19 protein-coding genes and 1 pseudogene are annotated in these 21,104 nt (G+C 70.3%); 13 read left to right on the top strand and 7 right to left on the bottom strand.

Going from position 1 to position 21,104, the window contains the following annotated elements; genetic code table 11:
- The first annotated feature begins 7 nt into the window (after positions 1-7).
- Positions 8-733 carry an ABC transporter ATP-binding protein gene (locus tag AC5JOC_RS01870; protein ID WP_494245010.1) on the top strand — a complete coding sequence of 242 codons (726 nt, stop codon included), beginning with the start codon at positions 8-10 and terminating at the stop codon, positions 731-733.
- Positions 734-876: 143 nt separating this feature from the next.
- Positions 877-2,055 carry a glycoside hydrolase family 1 protein gene (locus AC5JOC_RS01865; RefSeq protein WP_124768561.1) on the top strand — a complete coding sequence of 393 codons (1,179 nt, stop codon included), beginning with the start codon at positions 877-879 and terminating at the stop codon, positions 2,053-2,055.
- A gap of 391 nt (positions 2,056-2,446) precedes the next feature.
- On the opposite strand, the gene AC5JOC_RS01860 is transcribed toward AC5JOC_RS01865, so the two are convergent.
- Entirely contained in the window at positions 2,447-3,208 is a 762-nt protein-coding gene (locus tag AC5JOC_RS01860; protein ID WP_494245008.1) for a hypothetical protein, read from the bottom strand.
- Between the two features lie 44 nt (positions 3,209-3,252).
- Here AC5JOC_RS01860 and AC5JOC_RS01855 point away from each other — a divergent pair, with 44 nt between their 5' ends.
- A complete protein-coding gene (locus AC5JOC_RS01855) occupies positions 3,253-3,918 on the top strand; it encodes a MarR family winged helix-turn-helix transcriptional regulator (protein ID WP_494245007.1) in 666 nt (221 codons plus the stop codon).
- 251 nt (positions 3,919-4,169) lie between these two features.
- On the opposite strand, the pseudogene AC5JOC_RS01850 reads toward AC5JOC_RS01855, so the two are convergent.
- Together AC5JOC_RS01850 and AC5JOC_RS01845 are read right to left on the bottom strand one after the other, a co-directional pair.
- Positions 4,170-4,941 (bottom strand): annotated as a pseudogene (locus tag AC5JOC_RS01850) (SDR family NAD(P)-dependent oxidoreductase).
- The gene (locus AC5JOC_RS01845) at positions 4,938-5,840 is read right to left on the bottom strand and encodes a fumarylacetoacetate hydrolase family protein (RefSeq protein ID WP_494245005.1); all 903 of its coding nucleotides are present in this window, start codon (positions 5,838-5,840) and stop codon (positions 4,938-4,940) included. The pseudogene AC5JOC_RS01850 and the gene AC5JOC_RS01845 overlap by 4 nt, the downstream one beginning before the upstream one ends.
- A 180-nt stretch (positions 5,841-6,020) precedes the next feature.
- On the opposite strand from AC5JOC_RS01845, the gene AC5JOC_RS01840 reads away from it, so the two are divergent.
- The 4 genes from AC5JOC_RS01840 to AC5JOC_RS01825 are packed head-to-tail and all read left to right on the top strand — an operon-like array spanning position 6,021 to position 9,578.
- Positions 6,021-7,310 carry an L-fuconate dehydratase gene (locus AC5JOC_RS01840; RefSeq protein ID WP_494245004.1) on the top strand — a complete coding sequence of 430 codons (1,290 nt, stop codon included), beginning with the start codon at positions 6,021-6,023 and terminating at the stop codon, positions 7,308-7,310.
- Complete coding sequence (locus AC5JOC_RS01835) at positions 7,303-8,256, top strand: aldo/keto reductase (RefSeq protein WP_192019297.1); 954 nt, start codon at positions 7,303-7,305, stop codon at positions 8,254-8,256. The genes AC5JOC_RS01840 and AC5JOC_RS01835 overlap by 8 nt, the downstream gene beginning before the upstream one ends.
- A complete protein-coding gene (locus tag AC5JOC_RS01830; RefSeq protein ID WP_494245003.1) occupies positions 8,256-9,113 on the top strand; it encodes an amidohydrolase family protein in 858 nt (285 codons plus the stop codon). The genes AC5JOC_RS01835 and AC5JOC_RS01830 overlap by 1 nt, the downstream gene beginning before the upstream one ends.
- A gap of 48 nt (positions 9,114-9,161) precedes the next feature.
- Complete coding sequence (locus tag AC5JOC_RS01825) at positions 9,162-9,578, top strand: RbsD/FucU family protein (protein ID WP_085511960.1); 417 nt, start codon at positions 9,162-9,164, stop codon at positions 9,576-9,578.
- Positions 9,579-9,600: 22 nt separating this feature from the next.
- On the opposite strand, the gene AC5JOC_RS01820 is transcribed toward AC5JOC_RS01825, so the two are convergent.
- From AC5JOC_RS01820 to AC5JOC_RS01805, 4 genes are read right to left on the bottom strand one after another with little or no spacing between them, the layout of a single operon-like run.
- The gene (locus AC5JOC_RS01820; RefSeq protein WP_192019299.1) at positions 9,601-10,011 is read right to left on the bottom strand and encodes a hypothetical protein; all 411 of its coding nucleotides are present in this window, start codon (positions 10,009-10,011) and stop codon (positions 9,601-9,603) included.
- Positions 10,008-11,105: a serine hydrolase domain-containing protein gene (locus tag AC5JOC_RS01815; protein WP_494245001.1), complete on the bottom strand. Its 1,098-nt coding sequence runs from the start codon at positions 11,103-11,105 to the stop codon at positions 10,008-10,010. The genes AC5JOC_RS01820 and AC5JOC_RS01815 overlap by 4 nt, the downstream gene beginning before the upstream one ends.
- 25 nt (positions 11,106-11,130) lie before the next feature.
- Complete coding sequence (locus AC5JOC_RS01810; RefSeq protein WP_494244999.1) at positions 11,131-11,712, bottom strand: hypothetical protein; 582 nt, start codon at positions 11,710-11,712, stop codon at positions 11,131-11,133.
- A gap of 24 nt (positions 11,713-11,736) precedes the next feature.
- The gene (locus AC5JOC_RS01805; protein ID WP_494244998.1) at positions 11,737-13,257 is read right to left on the bottom strand and encodes an MFS transporter; all 1,521 of its coding nucleotides are present in this window, start codon (positions 13,255-13,257) and stop codon (positions 11,737-11,739) included.
- Positions 13,258-13,416: 159 nt separating this feature from the next.
- On the opposite strand from AC5JOC_RS01805, the gene AC5JOC_RS01800 reads away from it, so the two are divergent.
- The 6 genes from AC5JOC_RS01800 to AC5JOC_RS01775 all read left to right on the top strand — a co-directional run bounded on the left by AC5JOC_RS01800 (position 13,417) and on the right by AC5JOC_RS01775 (position 21,068).
- Positions 13,417-15,999, top strand: a complete 2,583-nt coding sequence (locus AC5JOC_RS01800) for an ATP-dependent Clp protease ATP-binding subunit (protein ID WP_494244997.1) — start codon at positions 13,417-13,419, stop codon at positions 15,997-15,999.
- Positions 16,000-16,345: 346 nt separating this feature from the next.
- Positions 16,346-18,208, top strand: a complete 1,863-nt coding sequence (dnaK, locus tag AC5JOC_RS01795; RefSeq protein ID WP_064297153.1) for a molecular chaperone DnaK — start codon at positions 16,346-16,348, stop codon at positions 18,206-18,208.
- A gap of 2 nt (positions 18,209-18,210) precedes the next feature.
- The gene (locus AC5JOC_RS01790) at positions 18,211-18,885 is read left to right on the top strand and encodes a nucleotide exchange factor GrpE (RefSeq protein WP_079704947.1); all 675 of its coding nucleotides are present in this window, start codon (positions 18,211-18,213) and stop codon (positions 18,883-18,885) included.
- Positions 18,886-18,887: 2 nt separating this feature from the next.
- Entirely contained in the window at positions 18,888-19,889 is a 1,002-nt protein-coding gene (locus AC5JOC_RS01785; RefSeq protein WP_079704948.1) for a DnaJ C-terminal domain-containing protein, read from the top strand.
- A 30-nt stretch (positions 19,890-19,919) separates the two neighbouring features.
- Positions 19,920-20,336, top strand: a complete 417-nt coding sequence (locus tag AC5JOC_RS01780) for a heat shock protein transcriptional repressor HspR (protein ID WP_064297156.1) — start codon at positions 19,920-19,922, stop codon at positions 20,334-20,336.
- 90 nt (positions 20,337-20,426) lie between these two features.
- On the top strand, positions 20,427-21,068 hold the full coding sequence (locus AC5JOC_RS01775) for a hypothetical protein (RefSeq protein WP_079704954.1): 642 nt from the start codon (positions 20,427-20,429) through the stop codon (positions 21,066-21,068).
- The last annotated feature ends 36 nt before the right edge of the window (positions 21,069-21,104 follow it).

Raw genomic sequence — 21,104 nt, 5'->3', positions numbered from 1 at the left:
GTCAGCGGTGACGGCCGTCGACGACGTGTCGTTCACGCTCGAACCCGGTCAGTCGCTCGCGCTCGTGGGGGCCTCGGGCTCCGGCAAGTCGACCATCGCGAAGCTCATCACGGGCATCGAGAAGCCGACCTCCGGTGCGGTCCGCTTCGGTGACCTCGACGTCGCCCAGCTGAACCGCAAGGGCATCCGGAACCTGCACAAGAACGTGCAGATGATCTTCCAGGACCCGTATGCGGCGCTCAACCCGCTGCACACGGTCGAGTACACGCTCACCCGTCCGGTGGTGAACTTCACCGGGCTGAAGGGCGACGCGGTGCGCAAGCGCGTGCTCGAACTCCTCGAGACGGTGGGCCTCTCGCCCGTCGAGCAGTTCGCGGCGAAGCTGCCCCACCAGCTCTCCGGTGGACAGCGGCAGCGCGTCGTGATCGCCCGGGCGCTCGCGAGCGACCCGCAGGTGCTCATCGCCGACGAGCCCGTGTCGATGCTCGACGTGTCGCTGCGTGCCGGTGTGCTCGCGCTGCTCGAGGACCTGCGCGAGCAGTGGGGCGTCTCGATGCTCTACATCACGCACGACCTGCTGTCGGCGCGACTCGTGACCGACAACATCATGGTCCTCAACCAGGGTCGCGTCGTCGAACGTGGCGAGACCGCGCACGTCCTGCAGCACCCGCAGGATCCGTACACGATCCAGCTGCTCGACGCCGTCCCCAACCCGGCCCGCGCCAAGCGCTGACGCCCGTCCCGTCCCTGCGCCCCCCTCCCGGCCCCTGGCGCCCACCCCTTCCGGTCCCTGAGCTTGTCGAAGGGCCCGGTCTTCCTCCCGGTCCCTGAGCTTGTCGAAGGGCCACACCTCTACATGAAACAGGAGCAACACCCGTGCTGACCTTCCCCGACGGCTTCCTCTGGGGCGCCGCCACCGCTGCCCACCAGATCGAGGGCAACAACATCAACAGCAACTGGTGGGTGCACGAGCACGAAGCCGGGACGAACATCGTCGAGCCCTCGGGTGACGCGATGGACAGCTACCACCGCTACCGCGAGGACATGCAGCTGCTCGCCGACGCCGGGCTCAACACCTACCGGTTCAGCATCGAGTGGGCCCGGATCGAGCCCGAGCGCGGCATCGTCTCGCGTGCCGAGGTCGACCACTACCGTCGCATGGTCGACACCGCACACGAGCTGGGACTCAACCCGGTCGTCACGCTCATGCACTTCACGGTGCCGCGCTGGTTCGAGCGCGACGGGTTCTGGCGGGCGAAGGACGCCGCCGACCTCTTCGCGCGGTACACCGAGCTGACCCTGCCGATCGTCGGCGAGGGCGTCGATCACGTCTGCACCATCAACGAGCCGAACATCGCCGCGATGCTCGCCGGTGGTGAGGACGCGGCGAACCTCGTCGCGTACGGCCTGCCGAACCCGGACCTCTTCGTGGCCGACGCGCTCCTCGAGTCCCACAAGCGTTCGCGCGAGGTGCTCTCGCAGGTGTCCGGCCTGAAGTCCGGCTGGACCATCGCGACGCAGGCGTTCCGGTCGAACGGTGAGCCGGGCTCCGACGAGATGCTGCGCGAGTACGGCTACCCGCGTGACGACTGGTACCTCGAGCAGTCCGCCGGCGACGACTTCCTCGGCGTCCAGGCGTACACGCGCACGTTCATCGGGCCGAAGGGTCCGCTGCCCGTCGAGGACGGCGTCGAGACGACGCTCACCGGTTGGGAGTTCTACCCTCCGGCCGCCGCCGAAGGTGTGCGGAGCGCCTGGGAGCTGTCGGGCGGGGTGCCGATCATGATCACCGAGAACGGCATCGCGACCTCAGACGACACGCGTCGGATCGACTACACGGACGGCGCCCTGCGCGAGCTGCACGCCTGCATCCAGGACGGGATCCAGCTCGAGGGGTACCTCCACTGGAGCGCGCTCGACAACTACGAGTGGGCGAGCGGCTTCCGACCGACCTTCGGCCTCATCGCCGTCGATCGCGAGACCTTCGTGCGCACGCCGAAGCCGAGCCTCGCGTGGCTCGGGAACGTCGCGAAGGCGAACGGCCTCACGGAGTAGCGGAAGTGGTGCCGTCCCTAACTCAGGAAATATCCGGTGTGTCGGGCTGGTGTGGGTGGCGACACGCGACGGAGTCCTGAGATAGGGGCGCCGGGGTCGGGTGTGGTCCGTTCGTCCCCAACTCAGGAGATGTCCGGTGTGTCGGGCTGGTGTGGGTGGCGACACGCGACGGAGTCCTGAGATAGGGGCGCCGGGGTCGCGTGTGGTCCGGTCGTCCCCAACTCAGGAGATGTCGGGTGTGTCGGGCTTGGTGTGGGTGGCGACACGCGACGGAGTCCTGAGAACGGGACGGTGGGTCGAACGGAGAGAGCCCCGGGCAGCGATTGCTGCCCGGGGCTCTGTGCATGGTGTTCGGCTGGGGTCCGCATGGGCGGAAGACGCCGGCGGCCGGTCAGCGCTCGCTGCGAGGGCCGCGACCGAAGCGACCACGCGGGCCGTGCTCGTGCGCTGTGTGCTCGTCCCGGCCGAAGGCTCGGGCGATGCTCTCGAGGCTGGCGAGCGTCGTCGCGAGGTCCTCGGGCGAGACGGCGTCGGCGACGGTCTGGCGGACCGCGTCGACCTTGGTGCGGAGCGCGTCGTGCGCCTCGCGACCGGTGTCCGTCAGGGTGATGCCGTCGGCGTCGACGATGACCCAGCCGCGGGCGGCGAAGTCCATGACGATGTCCGCGGTCGAGCGACGAGGGCCGCGGTGGTGGCCGTGGCCAGGGCCGAACGGTGCGCCGCCGGGTCGGTGATCACGACCGAAGCCGGGACCGGACTCGCGGCCGCGCCCGAAGGCCCGATCGTGAGCGGGGTGGCCGTGCTCGTGGCCGCTCGGACGCTCGGCGGATGCGGTGTCCGCCGTCGTCTCGGCGGTGCGCTCGGGGCGACCGAAGCCGCGACCGGGGCCGAACCCGCCGCGGCGGCCGAACCGTTCGGGGCCGCGCGGTCCGCGGCGGTGTGGCGGGAGCGAGGCGTCGATCTCCTCGACGCTCGACGCGCCGGAGGCGATGAGCTCGAGCGTGCGCCAGCTGCGGCGGCCGAGGCCGTCCTCGGCGAGCACCTCGTGCATCGAGTGCTTGAGCGCGTGATCGACGGTGCGGAGCCAGAAGCCGAGCGGGCGCTCGGCGGACTGGGTGGTGGACTGCTCTGGGGAAGTCGTGGGGGTGTTCATGGGTGGTCTCCTTATTTGCATGCTCTGTTACATGTAAATGTATAATGACATGTATGTCCGACGATCGTCAAGCGCAGCCCAGCGAACCCACAGCAACCGACCCGGTGGAGATGATCGAGCAGGCCCTCGTCCAGATCCGACGGGACCAGTCAGGCCGTCGGTTCGGCGGACGCGGTGGGCGCGGTGGGCCCGGTCATCACCACCACGATGAGCACGGGGGCGGTCATCGGCACGACGCCGACGGCGGCGCTGAGGATGAACGCGGGCGCGGGCGCGGTCCGGGCTTCGGACCCGGCTTCGGTGGGCCCTGGGCTCCCGGCGGTGGCGCCCGTCACCCGCGCGAGCAGGCGATCGCACAGGCTGCTCGGTTCCGGATGCTGGACGCGCTCGCCCGTGATGAGGCGGCCGGTGGCATGGGGATCAGTGCGCTCGCGGAGTCGATCGGTGTCGACCAGCCCCGCGCGAGCCGGCTCGTGGCCGAAGCGACGAAGCGCGGCGAGGTCGCTCGCGCAGTCGACCCGAACGACGGTCGACGCAGCGTGGTGCAGCTGAGCGCCGCCGGCCGCGCGGTCCTGCAGGAGGCGCACCGGGGTCGACGCGACGCGGTCACGACCGCGCTCTCGGGATTCGCGCCCGAGGAGGCGGCGCAGTTCGCCGCGTACCTCGAGCGCTTCGTCGCCGCGTGGCCGCGCCCCGACACCGACCGGTAGCTCGCCCGCCTGATCCTCGGCCCCGGGTTCGCAATTCAGGAGCGTCCCGGTGAGTCGAGCCGGATCATCCCCTCGGTGGCGGGACGCGCCGGCGTGCGCCTGAGTTCTGCACGATCGGACCCGTCCGGTCCATGCCGTTCGCAATTCAGGAGGAGTCAGGCGTGTCGGCCTGGGGATGGCCGTCTCGCGGGAGAACCGCCGGGGCGCTCCTGCGTTGTGAACGGTGAGGCGGCATCGGGACTCGGCCCTCGCTACTCGGGGCGGAGGCGGAGCTCCTGCATCCCGCCGTCGACGGCGATCGAGGTGCCGGTCGTCGAGCCTGATCGCGGGCTCGCCAGGTAGGCGACGGCACCGGCGACCTCGGTCGCGGCGACGAGTCGGCCATGCGGCTGGCGTGCCTCGAGTGCGGCGCGTTCTGCGGCCGGGTCTGGCGGCGCTGTCGAGCAGCCGGCCAACCCAGGGGGTGTCGGCCGTGCCCGGGTTGACGCAGTTCACCCGGATGCCCTCGCGCAGGTGGTCGGCGGCCATCGCTCGCGTCAAGGACAGCACGGCTCCCTTCGTCGCCGTGTAGAGCGCGCGCTGGGGGAGTCCCGCCGTCGCGGCGATCGACGCGGTGTTCACGATCGCGGCCGACGGCGACTCGCGCAGGTGTGGGAGGGCCGCGCGCGTCACGCGAGCCATGCCGACCACGTTGATGTCGAAGACGCGGTGCCACTCGTCGTCGTCGTTGGACTCGATGGTGCCCTGCGCGCCGATACCGGCGTTGTTCACGACGATGTCGAGGCGGCCGAACCGTGCGACGACGGCGTCGATCGCCGCGCGGACCGACGCGTCGTCGGCGACGTTCGCCCGCACCGACAGGCGGGTGGCGGAGTCCTCGTCGGGCGACGGGTTCAGGTCGAGGATCGCGACGCTCGCGCCAGCTGCGGCGAGGCGTTCGACGATCGCGGCGCCGATCCCCGAAGCGCCGCCGGTGACGATCGCGACGAGTCCGTCGAACTCGCCGGTGTCTGCGGCGCTCATGCGCGGGCTCCGAGTGCCTCGGCCGGCTTGGCCGCCGGCGCGATTCCAGGGACCGGGTCGACGAACCGCTGTCGCTGGCGGCCGAGGCCCTCGATCTCGACCTCGCAGACGTCGCCCGGTGCGAGGTAGGGGAAGCGGCCGGAGAGCGCGACGCCCTCGGGTGTGCCGGTCAGGACGAGGTCGCCGGGTTCGAGCTGCAGGTATTGGCTCAGGTGCCAGATGACCGTGGCGACGTCGAAGATGAGGTCGGCCGTGCTCGAGTCCTGACGCGGTTCGCCGTTGACCCAGCTGCGGAGTCGCAGGGCGCCGGCGTCGACCTCGTCCGGCGTCACGAGCCACGGGCCGGTCGGGTTGAAGCCCGGAGCGCACTTGCCCTTCGACCACTGCCCGCCACTCGCCGCCATCTGGAAGTCGCGCTCCGACACGTCGTTCGCGGTGACGAAGCCGGCGATGCGGCCGAGGGCGTCCTCAGGGCTGTCGAGGTAGGAGGTGCGCTCGCCGATGACGACGCCCAGCTCGACCTCCCAATCGGTCTTCGTGCTGCCGCGCGGGATGCGGACGTCGTCGTTCGGGCCGACGACCGTGTTCGGCGTCTTCAGGAACATGATCGGGATCTCGGGCGGAGCGGATCCGGACTCCGCCGCGTGCGCCGCGTAGTTCATCCCGATGCAGACGACCGCACTCGGCCGGGCGATCGGAGCGCCGATCCGGAGCTCGTCGGCGCCGTCGAGGACGGGGAGCGCACCCGACTCGAGGGCGGCGCGAACCTGATCGACGCCGCCGCCGGCGAGGAACGCTCCGTCGATGTCGGGGGTGATCGATCGGAGGTCGTAGGCGGTGTCGCCCGCGAACACGACGGGGGTCTCCCCGTCCGCGGGGCCGAGTCTGGCGAAGCGCATGCTGGTCCTTCCGGTTCCGCCGGTGCCCGCGTGCGGACCCGGCTCCGTAGCCGATAACGTCTGAACTCTACCGCCCGACCCGGCCGTTGCAACAGGTGATTTGGTCCACGCTGAGCGCATTGACAGCCCAGACATCGGATGTCTAAGCTCGGTGGCACCAGCCCGAAGGAGCATGCCGACGTGAGTACCATCATCGGATTCGAGACGCACGACGTCCGGTTCCCGACCTCGACCACCCTCGACGGCTCGGATGCCATGAACCCCGACCCCGACTACTCCGCCGCCTACCTGCGGCTCGTGACGGACGCGGACGACGGCCACGAGGGCCACGGCTTCGTCTTCACGATCGGACGCGGCAACGACGTCGAGGTCGCAGCCATCCACGCCCTCCGGGACCACCTCCTCGGTCGCGAGGTCGAGCCCGTGCTCGACGCCCTCGGGTCCTTCTGGCGCGAACTCGTCTACGACTCCCAGCTCCGGTGGCTCGGCCCCGAGAAGGGCGTCATGCACATGGCGATCGGCGCCGTCGTCAACGCGCTCTGGGACCTCAAGGCCAAACGCGCCGGCCTGCCGCTCTGGCGGCTGCTCGCCACGATGACGCCGGAGGAGCTCGTCGAGCTCGTCGACTTCCGCTACCTGAGCGACGTCCTCACCCCGGACGACGCCCTCGCGATCCTCCGACGCGCCGAACCGGGACGGGAGGCCAGGACCGAGGCCCTGCTCGCCGCCGGGTACCCCGCCTACACGACCACGCCCGGGTGGCTCGGCTACTCCGACGAGAAGCTCGACCGCCTGTGTCGCGAAGCGGTCGCGGACGGATTCGCGCAGGTCAAACTCAAGGTCGGCGGGAATGTGGAGGACGACGTCCGTCGCCTCGCCATCGCCCGGAACGCCGTGGGACCCGACATCCGGATCGCCGTCGACGCCAACCAGCGGTGGGACGTCGCGGAGGCGATCGACTGGATGTCCCGACTCGCCCCCTACGACATCGCCTGGATCGAGGAGCCGACGAGCCCCGACGACATCCTCGGCCACGCGGCGATCGCGCGCGGCGTCGCCCCGATCCCGGTCGCGACCGGTGAGCACATGGCCAACCGCATCATGTTCAAGCAGTTCCTGCAGGCCGACGCCCTCCAGGTGCTCCAGATCGACTCCACGCGGGTCGCCGGCGTGAACGAGAACATCACGATCCTCCTCCTGGCCGCGAAGTTCGGTGTCCCGGTCTGCCCGCACGCCGGTGGCGTCGGGCTGTGCGAAGCGGTGCAGCACCTCTCGATGTTCGACTTCATCGCCGTGTCCGGGAGCGAGGATGGACGCATGATCGAATTCGTCGACCACCTGCACGAGCACTTCGTCGAGCCCGTCGAGATCGTCGCCGGCCGGTACCGCGCGCCGGTCGCCCCCGGCGGCGGTTCGGAGATGCTCGCGACGTCGATCGCCGAGTTCACCTTCCGGGGCGCCGGTGCCTGACCTCCTCGTCCCGCGGCTCGCGTACGGCGCCGCCAACCTCGGCAACCTCTACCGCGAGCTCAGCGATGAGGAGGCCTGGGCGATCCTCGATGCGGCCTGGGAACACGGCGTCCGCTTCTACGACACGGCTCCGCACTACGGCCTCGGTCTCTCCGAGCGTCGGCTCGGCGCCTTCCTGCGGACGAAGCCCCGCGACGAGTACGTCCTGTCCACCAAGGTCGGCCGCCTCCTCGTGCCGAACCCCGCGGGGGAGGGTGCGCTCGACACGGACAACGACTTCGTCGTCCCGGCGACCGTGCGGCGCGAGTGGGACGCGAGCGAGGCCGGCGTGCGTCGCTCGCTCGACGAGTCCCTCGAACGACTCGGACTCGACCACGTCGACGTGCTCTACCTCCACGACCCGGAACGCAACGATCCGGAGTCCGGGATCTCCGAGGGGATACCGGCGCTCGCCGCCCTCCGCGACGAAGGACTCGTCGGGGCGGTCGGGATCGGGTCGATGGACGTCGCCGCACTCCTCGCCGCGGTGCGCACGGGCCTGACCGACCTCATCATGATCGCCGGTCGGTACACGCTCGCCGAGCAACCGGCGGCCGAGGAGGTGCTGCCCGCCTGCCTGGAACACGGCGTCGGTGTGGTCGCCGCCTCGGTGTTCAACTCCGGCCTGCTGGCCCGCGCCGTCCCCGACCGCGACGGACGCTACGAGTACGGTGCCGTCCCGCCGGAGGTCTTCGACCGCGCCGTCGACATCGCCGAGATCTGCCGTCGGTTCGAGGTCGAACTGCCCGCAGCCGCCCTCCAGTTCCCGCTCCGCCACCCCGCCGTGCGGACGGTCGCGGTCGGTGCCTCGCGGCCGGAGCAGATGATCCAGAACGTGGAGCGCTTCGAGGCGCCGATCCCCGAGACCTTCTGGACGGAGCTGCGCACCAGAGGGCTGCTCGGCTGATGCGGACGATCGACGCGCACCTCCATCTGTGGAATCGCGCCGACGGGTATCACTGGCTCGCTTCGGCCGACGAGGCACTTCGCGAGGACTTCACGCCGGAGCGCGCGGCCGCGGAGCTGCGGGAGGCCGGCGTCGATGCGGCGATCCTCGTCCAGGCCGACGACACCGAGCTCGACACGATGTCCATGCTCAGCGCATCGGACGCTTTCAGCTGGGTGGCCGGCGTCGTCGGCTGGGTGCCGATCGACGATGCGAAGCGGGCCGAGGAACTGCTCGACCGTTGGGGAGTGCATCCACGATTCCGCGGCGTTCGTCAGCTGCTGCACGACGATCCCCGGGACGGCCTGCTCCTGGCAGCACCCGCGCGCCGGTTGGCGGCGGTCCTCGCGGACCGGGGGCTTCCGCTCGACCTCCCGAACGCCTTCCCTCGGCTGCTCCGTGACGCCACCGGACTCGCACGGCTGGAGGAGGGGCTGACGATCGTCGTCGACCACCTCGCGAAGCCGCCGCGCGACGATGAGGCCTTCGAACGATGGGCGACCGAGCTGGCCGCGGCGGCGGCGTCACCGAACGTGGTCGCCAAGGTGTCGGGCCTCAACCGAGCCGGTCGGCCGTTCGTGGCGGCCGACGTGCGTCGGGCCTGGGACACCGCACTCGCCTGCTTCGGGCCCGAGCGGTTGATGCTCGGCGGCGACTGGCCGATGACCGTCACGAGCGGCGGGTACGGTGCGGTCTGGCACGAGCTGTCCGGTCTCGTCGACGAGTTGTCGCCGGCGGAACGCGATGCACTGCGTGGCGGGACGGCGACGCGCGTCTACCGGCTCGACCCCCGCGGGCCGGTCGGCGCGACGGACTGACATGATCGGGCAGACGGATGGACACGGAACCATGACGAGGAGGTCACCATGCTGACAGGGATCGACCCGGTGCTGAGCGGCGAACTGCTGCTGCACCTGGACGCGATGGGACATTCGGACGCGGTGGTGATCGCCGACGCGCACTTCCCGGCCGCCCGGCTCGGCGAACGCGTCGTCGTGCTGCCGACGCTGTCGACGCCGGAGGTCCTCCGAGCGGTGCGCACGGTGATCCCGCTCGACGACGAGCCCGTGCTCGACCTCATGACGAGTGCCGACGGTACGGTGCTCGACGTCCAGCGGGAACTCATCGCCGCCGCCGGCACGACCGAGGACGCCGTGCGCTTCGTCGACCGGTTCGCCTACTACGACGAGGCCGCCACGGCGTTCCTCATCATCCGCACGGGCGAGACCAGGAAGTACGGGAACGTCACCCTGCGGAAGGGGCTCGTGCTCCCGGGCGCCTGACCCGACCGCGGGCTGCGGTCGCTCACCAGCAGAGCGCGACGATCGCGGCACCGACGACGGCGTAGATCCCCGACAGGACCTGCCGACCGCGGGTGCGGGGTTCGACGGCTGTCTCGACCGTCGCCCCGTGCTCGTCGAGGGTCCGCTTCGGCTTGGGTGCGTGCCAGGGGAGTGTGTTCCAGCGGAGTGCTGCGCCTGCGAGTCCGAAGCCGACGATCGCGACGGCGAGGACCCACGCCCAGGACCAGACGCCGACCGGCGCGGCGAGGGCGCGGACGAGGGCGAGGATCACGATGCTGTCGACCGCGTCGACGACCAGTCGGTAGCGCTCGGTCGCCGCCCAGCGTCCCGTACTCCACGCGTGGACGACCTGGAGGGCGAGGACCCACGCGACGACGAGGGCGACGACGGCGGGGATCAGGATCTCGATCATCGTGCTGCTCCGATCTGCTCGAGGAGGGCGACGCCGGCCGCATCGACCGACTCCTGGGTCGCTGAGACGAGGACCACCGTGGTGCCGGTCGCCGGAACGACGCCGACGAAGGACGCGAAGCCGCCCGTGGCGCCGTTGTGCCAGACGAGGTCCTCACCGTCGATCGCCTTCCGATCGGTGATCCAGGCCCAGCCGATCTCGCGATCGCCGAACGCCGCTTGTGGGTCGAGCGCCTCGATGCCCGGCGCGCTGCCGTCGGCCAGTCGCTCCGCGAAGCGCGCGAGATCCTCCGTGTCCGAGCGGATGCCACCGGCGGGCCCGATCGCCGTGCCGGTCCATGCGGCGGCGGTCCGTCCGCCGGCGGTCTCACCGAGGAGGTCGCGGTCGCCGAGCTCGGCCGCATCGCTCACGGGGCTGGTCGAGTCGAGCCCCATCGGACCGGTGATCCGTTCCTCGAGGAGGTCGGCGTAGCTGGTGCCGGCGGCCGAGCCGAGGGCGGCACCGAGGAGTTCGAAGCCGAGGTTGGAGTAGGTACCCTTCGGGGTGTCGAGGGATGCGGACCGCGCCTGCTCGAGCAGCTGGTCGAGGTCCTCGCCGTAGGGGTTCGCCGTCGTGAGCGCGAACCACGTCGAGGAGAGGATCGTCGAGAGGTCGATCGGCAGCCGGGGCAGGCCGGAGGTGTGGGTGGCGAGCTGCTCGAGGGTCACGTCCGCCGCGGGCGCGTCGCCCAGCTCGAGGAGCTCACCGAGCCTGGTGTCCGGGGTGACCTCGCCGCGCTCGATCGCGTCGGCGAGCAACAGTCCGGTGAAGGCCTTGCTCACCGATCCGATCTCGAACCGGGTGTCCGGCTGGGCGCCGATCGTCGCGGTGCGGGTGCCGTCCGGGGTGACGACGACGGCCAGCAGGGCCTTGCGGTCGGGGCCGGCGAGCTCGCGGACGGTGGCCGCGAGTTCGGCGTCGCCGGTGGCCTCGGGGGGAAGCGTCGAGGGCCCTGGCCGGAAGGCGAGCCCGATCGCGAGGGCGACAGCGGTGCTGACGGCGGCGATGACCCAGACCCGTCTGGGTCGGGACGTGCTGCGTGGTGTGGCGGTCATGCGGGGTCCTTCCTGGGGTCGGTGGTCATTCCATGGCGGCGACGGCGACGAGCAGCGGGACGAGTCGCATGGGCGGGACCGCGACCCGTCCGCGGCCGGCGGGTTGCAGCCAGCCGGCGGCCGTCAGGACGCGGACGTGGTGGTAGACCTGGCCGGTCGTCCCGATGCCGTCGAGTTCGCCGAGGTCCGCGAGTGCGGAGGTGCCGTTGGCGACGGCCAGGAGCAGCTGCAGCCGGACGGGGGAGCCGATGGCCGCGAGTCGCGATGCCGCCGTCGCGAGTGGACCGGAGCCTGCTGATTCCACGGCGTCGGGGTCGTCGCCGAGCGCGAGGAGGTCGTCGGTCGCCCTGGCGTACTGCCACTGCACGGGTCCGCCGCCGGCGACGACCGATCCGGTGAAGAGGACCGCCCCGTGCTCGAGCTCGGCCGTGCGCTGTTCGAGCCCGCGGAGCGCCCAGAAGGTGTCGTCGGCATCGCCCGCCGCGGCTGCGGACGGAACGTCATCCGGTCGCTCGGTGGTCGTGTCGTCGTCGGCCGGTCGGGCGAACACGGCGGCTTCGAGACGCGCGAGACGTGCCTCGTGATCCCCGGGGTCGATGGTCGTCATGACCCAAGTGTACAAATATCGTAATTACGAAATCAAGCTAGAAGGCCCGAGGGCCCGAGCGGTGGCGGCGCGTGTCATCAGGCCCGCGAGGCTGAGCCGCCCCTGCTTCGCGTGCACCGGGATCAGCAGTCCGAGGCCGATGAGCAGCACGAGCACGATCCCGAGGATCCCCCAGAACTGCGCCCCGCCGAGCGTGACGAACAGTGCGAAGGCGGTCGGTGCGAGGAAGGACACGGCGCGGCCGGTCGTGGCGTAGAGGCCGAAGACCTCACCCTCGCGGCCCTCCGGGATGATGCGCGCCAGGAACGAGCGGCTCGCCGACTGGGCGGGGCCGACGAACAGGCACAGCATGAGCCCGAAGATCCAGAAGATCGTCGCGCCGCCCTCGTGGAGGAAGAACACGGCGCTTCCCGCGATGACGAGGCCGATGAGCGACGCGACGATGACGGGTTTCGGCCCCACCTTGTCGTCGAGCAGGCCGATCGTGATCGTCGCGATCCCGGCGACGACGTTGGCGGCGATCGCGAAGATGATCACCTCGCCGGGTGAGAAGCCGAAGGTCCCCGCGGCCAGGACGCCACCGAAGGTGAAGACACCGGCGAGCCCGTCGCGGAACACGGCGCTCGCGAGCAGGAAGTAGAGCGTCTGTCGGCTGTCGCGCCAGAGTTCCGCGATGCTCTTGGCGAGGACGCCGTAGGAGGCGAAGAACCCGACGTGCGGCCGGGCGACGGCCTGGGGTGCGTGGTACTCGGGCACCGCGAACAGCACGGGCAGGGCGAAGATCCCGAACCACGCCGCGGACACGAGCATCGCGACGCGGACGTCCATGCCGTCTTCGCCGGTGACGCCGAAGAGTCCGACCTCGGGGGAGATGAAGCCGAAGTACACGATGAGCAGCAGCACGATGCCGCCGATGTACCCCATGCCCCAGCCGAGACCGGAGACCTTGCCGATGGAGGTGGGCGTCGACACCTGGGCGAGCATCGCGTTGTAGTTGACGCCGGCGAACTCGAACACGATGTTGCCGACCGCGAGGAGGACGAGGCCCAGCCAGAGGAAGTTCGGATCGGGGGCGACGAAGAAGAGGAGCGCGGTGATCGCGACGACGACGTAGGTGTTGAAGCCGAGCCAGAACTTCCGTCGCCCGGCGGAGTCCGACCGCTGGCCGACGACCGGCGCGAGGATCGCGATCAGCAGCCCGGCGGCGGCGAGCGCCCACCCGAGGGACGCCGACACCGCGGCCTCCTCGCCGAAGGAGTCGCTCGTCAGATAGACGGTGAACACGAAGGTGGTGACGACGGCGTTGAACGACGCCGAGCCCCAGTCCCACAGGCTCCACGCGAAGATGCGACCCTTACGGCCCGCCTGCGCCTTCACGGCGGCGACCTGCGAGGTGTCGAGGTCGACGGTGGCCGCTGCGGCGTCGGGGGTGACGAGCGGTGGTGGCGGGAAGTTGCGGGGCCGGGATCCGAGACGCGGGGCCTCGTCGCCGTGCCCGCCTGTCCGGCCGGTGTCGTCGGTGCCACCTGGGGGAGTCGTGCTCATGCACTGAGGCTAGTGCCGCGTGGTGAACGGGCGGTAGCGCGCGTCCGGAGCGCGCTGGCTGAAGGTTCGCTGGGACGCGGATCGTCGCCGGGAATAGCTTCGGGCACCCCGCGTTGGACTTGAGCGTACGACACTCAAGTTTGAATCCAGGAGGTTCACGTGCCCGAAGACTTCACCCAGGGCGGCGCAGCAGCAGACGGCGGATCGTCGTCGTTCGACGACTTCCTCGCCCGATACCTCGAGGGCGAGCGGGCGCGTTCGGCGCGGACCATCGACCTCAGCCGCTTCCTCACCGCGCGGACGCAGGAGATCCTGCAGCGCGCCGGCCGGTTCGCGCTCGAGCGCGGCCAGAACGAGCTCGACGCGCTGCACATCCTGCGCGTCATCGTGAGCGAGGAGCCCGCGAAGGACGCCGTCGCGCGCCTCGGCGTCGACCCGAAGGTCATCGCCAAGGCCGCCGAGCAGCGCCTGCCGCAGGCGTCCTCGCCGAGCGTCAAGGACCCGGCCATCACGCCGTCGGCCCAGCGCGCGCTGTTCCACGCCTACCAGGTGGCCCGCGCCGCCGGATCGACGTACGTCGACCCCGAGCACCTCTTCTTCGCGCTCGTCATCAACCAGGACTCGCCCGCCGGTGAGGTCCTCGCCCGCGCCGGCGTCACGGCGGAGGCGCTGACCCAGGGCATGCGCCAGACCGTCGGCGACCCCGGTGTCGCCACCGACGACCAGGACGACCGCGATGCCGACGACCTCGACTCGGACACCCCGATGCTCGACCGCTTCGGCACCGACCTCACGGCGCTCGCCGCAGGCGGATCGCTCGACCCCGTCATCGGACGTTCCGAGGAGATCGAGCAGACCATCGAGATCCTCTCCCGCCGCACGAAGAACAACCCCGTGCTCGTCGGCGAGGCCGGCGTCGGCAAGACCGCGGTCGTCGAGGGGCTCGCCCAGGCGATCGTCGACGGCGGCGTCCCGGAGCAGCTGCGCGGGAAGCGCGTCGTCTCACTCGACCTGCCGGCCATGGTCGCCGGAACCCGGTACCGCGGCGACTTCGAGGAGCGCCTCACCGGCCTGCTCGACGAGATCGCGGCCAACCGCTCCGAGCTGATCGTCTTCATCGACGAGGTCCACACCGTCGTCGGCGCCGGAGGTTCCGGCGAGGGCGGCATGGACGCCGGGAACATGCTCAAGCCGCGTCTCGCGCGCGGTGAGCTGCACCTCATCGGTGCGACCACGCTCCGTGAGTACCGCGGGATCGAGAAGGACCCGGCACTCGAACGCCGCTTCCAGCCCGTGCGTGTCGGCGAGCCGTCGATCGAGGACGCCGTCCTCATCCTCGACGGTCTCCGTCCTGCCTACGAGGAGCACCACGACGTCCGCTTCACCGACGACGCCCTCCGCGCAGCCGTCGAGCTCTCCGCCCGCTACCTGCCCGACCGTGTCCTGCCCGACAAGGCCATCGACCTCGTCGACCAGGCCGGAGCCCGGCTGCGGTTGCGGCTCGGGAAGGCGGTCGACGTGAGCGCCCTCGTCGAGGAGCTCGCGACACTCGAGGCGTCGAAGAACGCGGCCGTGTCGGCCGAGCACTACGAGGAGGCCTCGCGCATCCGCGACGAGATCACCGCCGTGCAGGCGAAGCTCGACGCCGCCTCCAACGGACCCGGTGCCCGCACCGACCGTGACGCGGTCGTCGACGAGGCCCAGATCGCCGGCGTCGTGTCCCGTGCCACCGGCATCCCGGTCAGTCGGCTCACGGAGGGCGAGCGGGAACGTCTCGCCGGCCTCGAGGACGAACTGCACGCTCGCGTCGTCGGCCAGCACGACGCCGTGACCGCGGTGTCGAAGGCCGTCCGTCGCAACCGCACGGGCATGGGGGATGCGAACCGACCCGTCGGCAGCTTCCTGTTCCTCGGCCCCACCGGCGTCGGTAAGACGGAGCTCGCGAAGGCGCTCGCCGGATCCCTCTTCGCGGACGAGCACTCGGTGATCCGCTTCGACATGAGCGAGTTCGGCGAACGCCACACGGTGTCGCGACTCGTCGGTGCCCCTCCCGGGTACGTCGGGTTCGACGAGGCGGGCCAGCTCACCGAGCGCGTGCGGCGCAACCCGTACTCGATCGTGCTGTTCGACGAGATCGAGAAGGCGCACCCCGACGTCTTCAACCTGCTCCTGCAGGTGCTCGACGACGGTCGCCTGACCGACGGTCAGGGGCGGACGATCGACTTCCGCAACACGGTCGTCGTCATGACCTCGAACCTCGGTTCCGAGTTCCTCGCATCCCGTTCCGGTGCGATGGGCTTCGTCGCCGGCGGCGCGGACGACCCGACGGGCTTCGGCTCCGAGGAGGCGCTGCGGGCCCGGGTCATGGGCAAGCTGCGCGAGGCGATGCGTCCGGAGTTCCTCAACCGCATCGATGAGATCGTCCTCTTCCGCAAGCTCGACCAGCAGCAGCTGCAGGAGATCGTCGGACTGATGCTCGGCCGCACGACCGAACGGTTGGCCGCGCGCGGTGCGTCACTCGAGACGACGCCCGAGGCGCTCGCGCTCCTCGCGGAGCTCGGCTACGAGCCGGAGTACGGCGCGCGCCCCCTGCGTCGCCTCATCCAGCGTGAGGTCGACGACCGCATCGCCGAGCTCGTCGTGGGCGGCGGGGTCGGCGACGGCTCGACCGTGCACGTCGACGCGGTCGGCGGGAAGATCGTCGTCACCGAGCATGCTGCGGTGCTGGTGGACGCCGCGTAGGCAATACCCCTTCGACAGGCTCAGGGACCGGGATTCGTTCCGGACTCTGGGCCTGTCGTCACTCGCGGACCGTTCCCCGTCCTGGTCCCTGAGCTTGTCGAAGGGCACCTGGGTCGCGGTCACCCTGGCCATCCGCTGGGAGTTGAGCCAGGCGGACTCAACTTTCTTGACGTCGAAACCGGGCCTCGGTAGCATTGAGTCATCGGGGCTCAAGTCTCGACGTCACACCAGCATCACCCCATCAACCAGCTCGGTGCCGAGCTCGTCGAGTCGGCCGGACGCCCATCCGCATGCCGCCCGAGTCGACGAGTTCCGAACCGGCAGTCAACACAAGGAGAACCAACACATGGCACGTGCAGTAGGCATCGACCTCGGTACCACCAACTCGGTGGTCGCCGTCCTCGAAGGTGGAGAACCCACCGTCATCGCCAACGCCGAGGGCTTCCGCACCACCCCCTCCGTCGTCGCATTCACCAAGGACGGCGAGGTGCTCGTCGGCGAGACCGCGAAGCGCCAGGCCGTCACCAACGTCGACCGCACCATCGCGAGCGTCAAGCGCCACATGGGCACCGACTGGAAGTTCGACGTCGACGGCAAGAAGTACACGCCGCAGGAGCTGTCCGCCCGCATCCTCGCGAAGCTGAAGCGCGACGCCGAGCAGTACCTGGGCGACACCGTGACCGACGCGGTCATCACCGTCCCCGCCTACTTCAACGACGCCGAGCGTCAGGCCACGAAGGAGGCCGGTGAGGTCGCAGGCCTCAACGTGCTCCGCATCATCAACGAGCCGACCGCCGCAGCCCTCGCCTACGGCCTCGACCGCGGCAAGGAGGACGAGCTCATCCTCGTCTTCGACCTCGGTGGCGGTACCTTCGACGTCTCGCTGCTCGAAGTGGGCAAGGACGACGACTTCTCCACCATCCAGGTCCGCTCCACCTCCGGTGACAACCGCCTCGGTGGAGACGACTGGGACCAGCGCGTCGTCGACTACCTGATCAAGCGCTTCAAGGACTCGACCGGTGTCGACGTCTCGGGCGACAAGATCGCGAAGCAGCGCCTCAAGGAAGCCGCCGAGCAGGCGAAGAAGGAGCTCAGCTCCTCGATGTCGACCTCGATCCAGCTCCCGTACCTCTCCCTCACGGAGAACGGCCCGGCCAACCTCGACGAGACGCTCAGCCGCGCCAAGTTCGAGGAGCTCACGCAGGACCTGCTCGAGCGCACCCGCAAGCCGTTCAACGACGTCATCGCCGAGGCCGGCGTGAAGGTCTCCGACATCGCGCACGTCGTGCTCGTCGGTGGATCGACCCGTATGCCCGCCGTCGCCGAGCTCGTCAAGAAGCTCACCGGTGGTCAGGAGCCCAACAAGGGCGTCAACCCTGACGAGGTCGTCGCCGTCGGCGCCGCCCTCCAGGCCGGCGTGCTGAAGGGTGAGCGCAAGGACGTGCTGCTCATCGACGTCACCCCCCTGTCGCTCGGTATCGAGACCAAGGGTGGCATCATGACGAAGCTCATCGAGCGCAACACCGCGATCCCCACGAAGCGGAGCGAGACCTTCACCACGGCCGACGACAACCAGCCGTCCGTCGCGATCCAGGTCTTCCAGGGCGAGCGCGAGTTCACCCGCGACAACAAGAACCTCGGCACCTTCGAGCTGACCGGCATCGCGCCGGCTCCGCGCGGTGTGCCGCAGGTCGAGGTCACCTTCGACATCGACGCCAACGGCATCGTGCACGTGTCCGCCAAGGACAAGGGCACCGGCAAGGAGCAGTCGATGACCATCACCGGTGGCTCGTCCCTCGGCAAGGAGGACATCGAGCGCATGGTCCGCGAGGCCGAGGAGCACGCTGCGGACGACAAGGCCCGCCGCGAGCAGGCCGAGGTCCGCAACAGCGCCGAGCAGCTCGCCTACTCGATCGACAAGCTCATCAAGGAGAACGACGACAAGCTGCCCGAGGACGTCAAGACCGACGTCCAGGCCGATGTCGACGCCCTGAAGAGCGCGCTCGCCGGTGAGGACGAGGACGCGGTGAAGACCGCGTTCGACAAGCTCAACGAGAGCCAGGTCAAGCTCGGCGAGGCGATCTACGCCCAGGCGCAGGCCTCCGAGTCCGCCGCAGGAACCGAGGCCCCGGCTGAGGAGGCGACCTCCGATGAGGACGTCGTCGACGCCGAGGTCGTCGAGGACGAAGACGACAAGGACAAGAAGTAACCATGACTGACGAGAACCAGAACCAGAACCAGGACGATCCCATCATCCGCGACAAGCGGCGGATCGACCCGGAGACCGGCGAGGTTCGTCAGCCTGGCACCGAGGGGGCTGACGCCGACGCGTCGGCCCCCTCGGGCGCACCTGCCGAATCCGCCGACGCCGACGCACCGGCCGCCGACGACGAGCTGACCGTCGAGGACATCCTCAACGCGGCTCCCGAGGAGCCCGTGCAGGGCGGCGACCTCTCCCCGGCCGAGCAGCTCGCTGCAGAACGCCTCGGCGACCTGCAGCGCGTCACGGCCGAGTACGCGAACTACCGGAAGCGCACCGAGGCCGGCCGCGAGGTGGAGCGCGAGCGCACCACCGGCGAGGTCGCCAAGGTCCTGCTGCCGGTGCTCGACGACCTCGACCGCGCTGACAAGCACGGCGACCTCGAGGGCGACGCCCCCTTCACGCAGATCGCGGCCAAGCTCCGCGGCGCTGCCGAGAAGCTCGGGCTGAAGCCGTTCGGAGCGGTCGGCGAGACCTTCGACCCCAACGTGCACGAGGCCATCTTCCAGCAGCCCACGCCGGGCGCCGAGGGCGAGACCGTCCTCGACGTCGTGGAGACCGGGTACCACCTGGGCTCCACCCTGCTGCGCGCCGCGAAGGTGGTCGTCGCGGTCCCGGCGAGCTAGCCATGGCGAGTCAGGACTGGTTCGACAAGGACTTCTACAAGGTCCTCGGCGTCAAGAAGGACGTGACGCCGGCGGAACTGAAGAAGGTCTACCGGAAGCTCGCCCGGCAGTACCACCCGGACTCCAACCCGGGTGATGCGAAGGCCGAGGCGAAGTTCAAGGAGATCAGCGAGGCCCACTCGGTCCTCGGCGACCCCGAGCAGCGCAAGGAGTACGACGCCGTTCGCGCCATGGGCGGTGGAGCACGCTTCACCGCCCCGGGTGCCGGCGGCGGCCAGGGCGGCTTCGAGGACGTCTTCGGGACGATGTTCGGTGGGGGCGGTGGTGGTGGCGGTCGCCAGAGCTACAGCTACCAGCAGGCTCCTCCCGGATACGAGGACATCCTCGGCGGCATGTTCGGCCAGGGTGGCTTCGGCCAGACCTCCGGTGGCTTCCGCGGCTACGGCGGACCCACGCCGGGCCGCGACATCACCGCGCACACGACGATCGACTTCATCACGGCCACGCAGGGCGACACCATCTCCCTGCAGACCTCCGAGGGACGCACCATCAAGGTGAAGATCCCGGCGGGTGTGTCGGATGGACAGAAGATCCGCCTGCGCGGCAAGGGGCAGCCGAGTCCGGACGGCGGCGAACCCGGCGATATCGTGGTCACCGTGAGTGTCCGCAAGCATCCCGTGTTCGAACGCGACGGCCTGAACCTCCGCGTCACCGTGCCGGTCACCTTCGTGGAGGCCGCGCTCGGCGCCACGATCGAGGTTCCGACGCTCGGCGGCGACCCCGTCAAGCTGCGCGTCGCCCCCGGCACGCCGAGCGGCCGCGTCCTGCGCGTCAAGGGCCGTGGTGTCGCGACGACGAAGGGCACCGGCGACCTCCTGGCCGTCGTGCAGATCGTCGTCCCGGCGCATCTCGGCGGCGAGGCCAAGGAAGCACTCGAACGGTTCCACGAGCTGGAGCCGAAGGACAACCCCCGCGACGAGCTCATCGCCAGGGCTCGGGGCTAGTAGCCAGCAGCACACGGAAGGGCAGGGAGCATGGACGAGCATTCGCCGGTCTTCGCGATCGCGATGGCTGCCGAGCTCGCCGGCATGCACCCGCAGACCCTTCGGCAGTACGACCGGCTCGGGCTCGTGTCGCCGACGCGGACCGCCGGGAAGTCGCGCAGGTACTCGATGCGCGACATCGCCCAGCTCCGTGAGGTGTCCAGGCTCAGTGCCGAGGGCGTCAGCCTCGAGGGCATCTCCCGCATCCTGACCCTGGAGAACGAGGTCAGCTCGCTCCAGGGTCGGGTGCGGGAGCTCGAGCACGCGCTCGCCAACGCCCTGCTGCGAACCCCGGGCAACCGGGTGTTCGCCGCCGGCATGGAGGGGAGCGTCGTCCCGATGCGGAGCGGTACCCGCACCCGCCGCCGGACCGAGGTCGTCGTCTGGCGGCCGTCGCTCTCCGAGTAGCCGACGACAGCGCACTCGTGGTCGTCATCCCGCGTGGATGACGACCACGAGTGCGCTTTCGTATGTCTGCACGCCGCGTAGGGTTGGGGCATGAGCGCGCAGCCCGTGGTGACGAAGCCGGACCCGGCGCAGACCGCACCCGCGACGGCCCGGAGGCGGCGCGGCGCCCGCCTGACCGGACTGACCGCCTACCCGCTCATGTACTTCGGCGTCATCGCGGGCGTGCTTCCGCTGCTGACGCTCGTCGTGATCGGCGCCCCGATCCTCGTCGGCGTCCTGCTCGGTGCGGGCGAGGCCGAATGGGTCGACGGCTTCTCGCGCGTGTTCGGCTTCATCCTGCTCTTCCTGACACCGCCGTTCGGCGCCTGGGTGTGGGGGTACGTCGCGCTCGGGGTCGTCGCCTTCCTCGGCGGCATCGCCCTCAGCCTGCGGATCCTGCGGCGTCACGGCGTGCGTCGCGCAGGAGCCGTCACGCACTGGGGCATGTGGGCCACCGTCCCGCTGCAGCTCATCTTCGCGGTCATCAGCCTCGTGATCGTGTTCGGTGCGATCGCGTCCGTCCGCGCCGAAGACGCCAGCGGCCTCGAGACCGTCCGCGCCTTCGGCCAGGGCGTCGCCATCGCCACGGTCGTCAACCTCCTCGTCTCCGCCGGGCTCGGCGTCCTCGTCTTCCCGGCCGTCCTCCGAGCCGTGAAGGCGGAGAAGCCGGCTCGACGCGCGCGCCGTCGGTGACGCCGTTCCTCGTATCGCGTGGCCGGTTACGCTGAG

This window comes from Plantibacter sp. (assembly GCF_059073635.1).
Note: the sequence above shows the minus strand (reverse complement) of the source record. Positions and strands in the feature narration are given on the sequence as shown.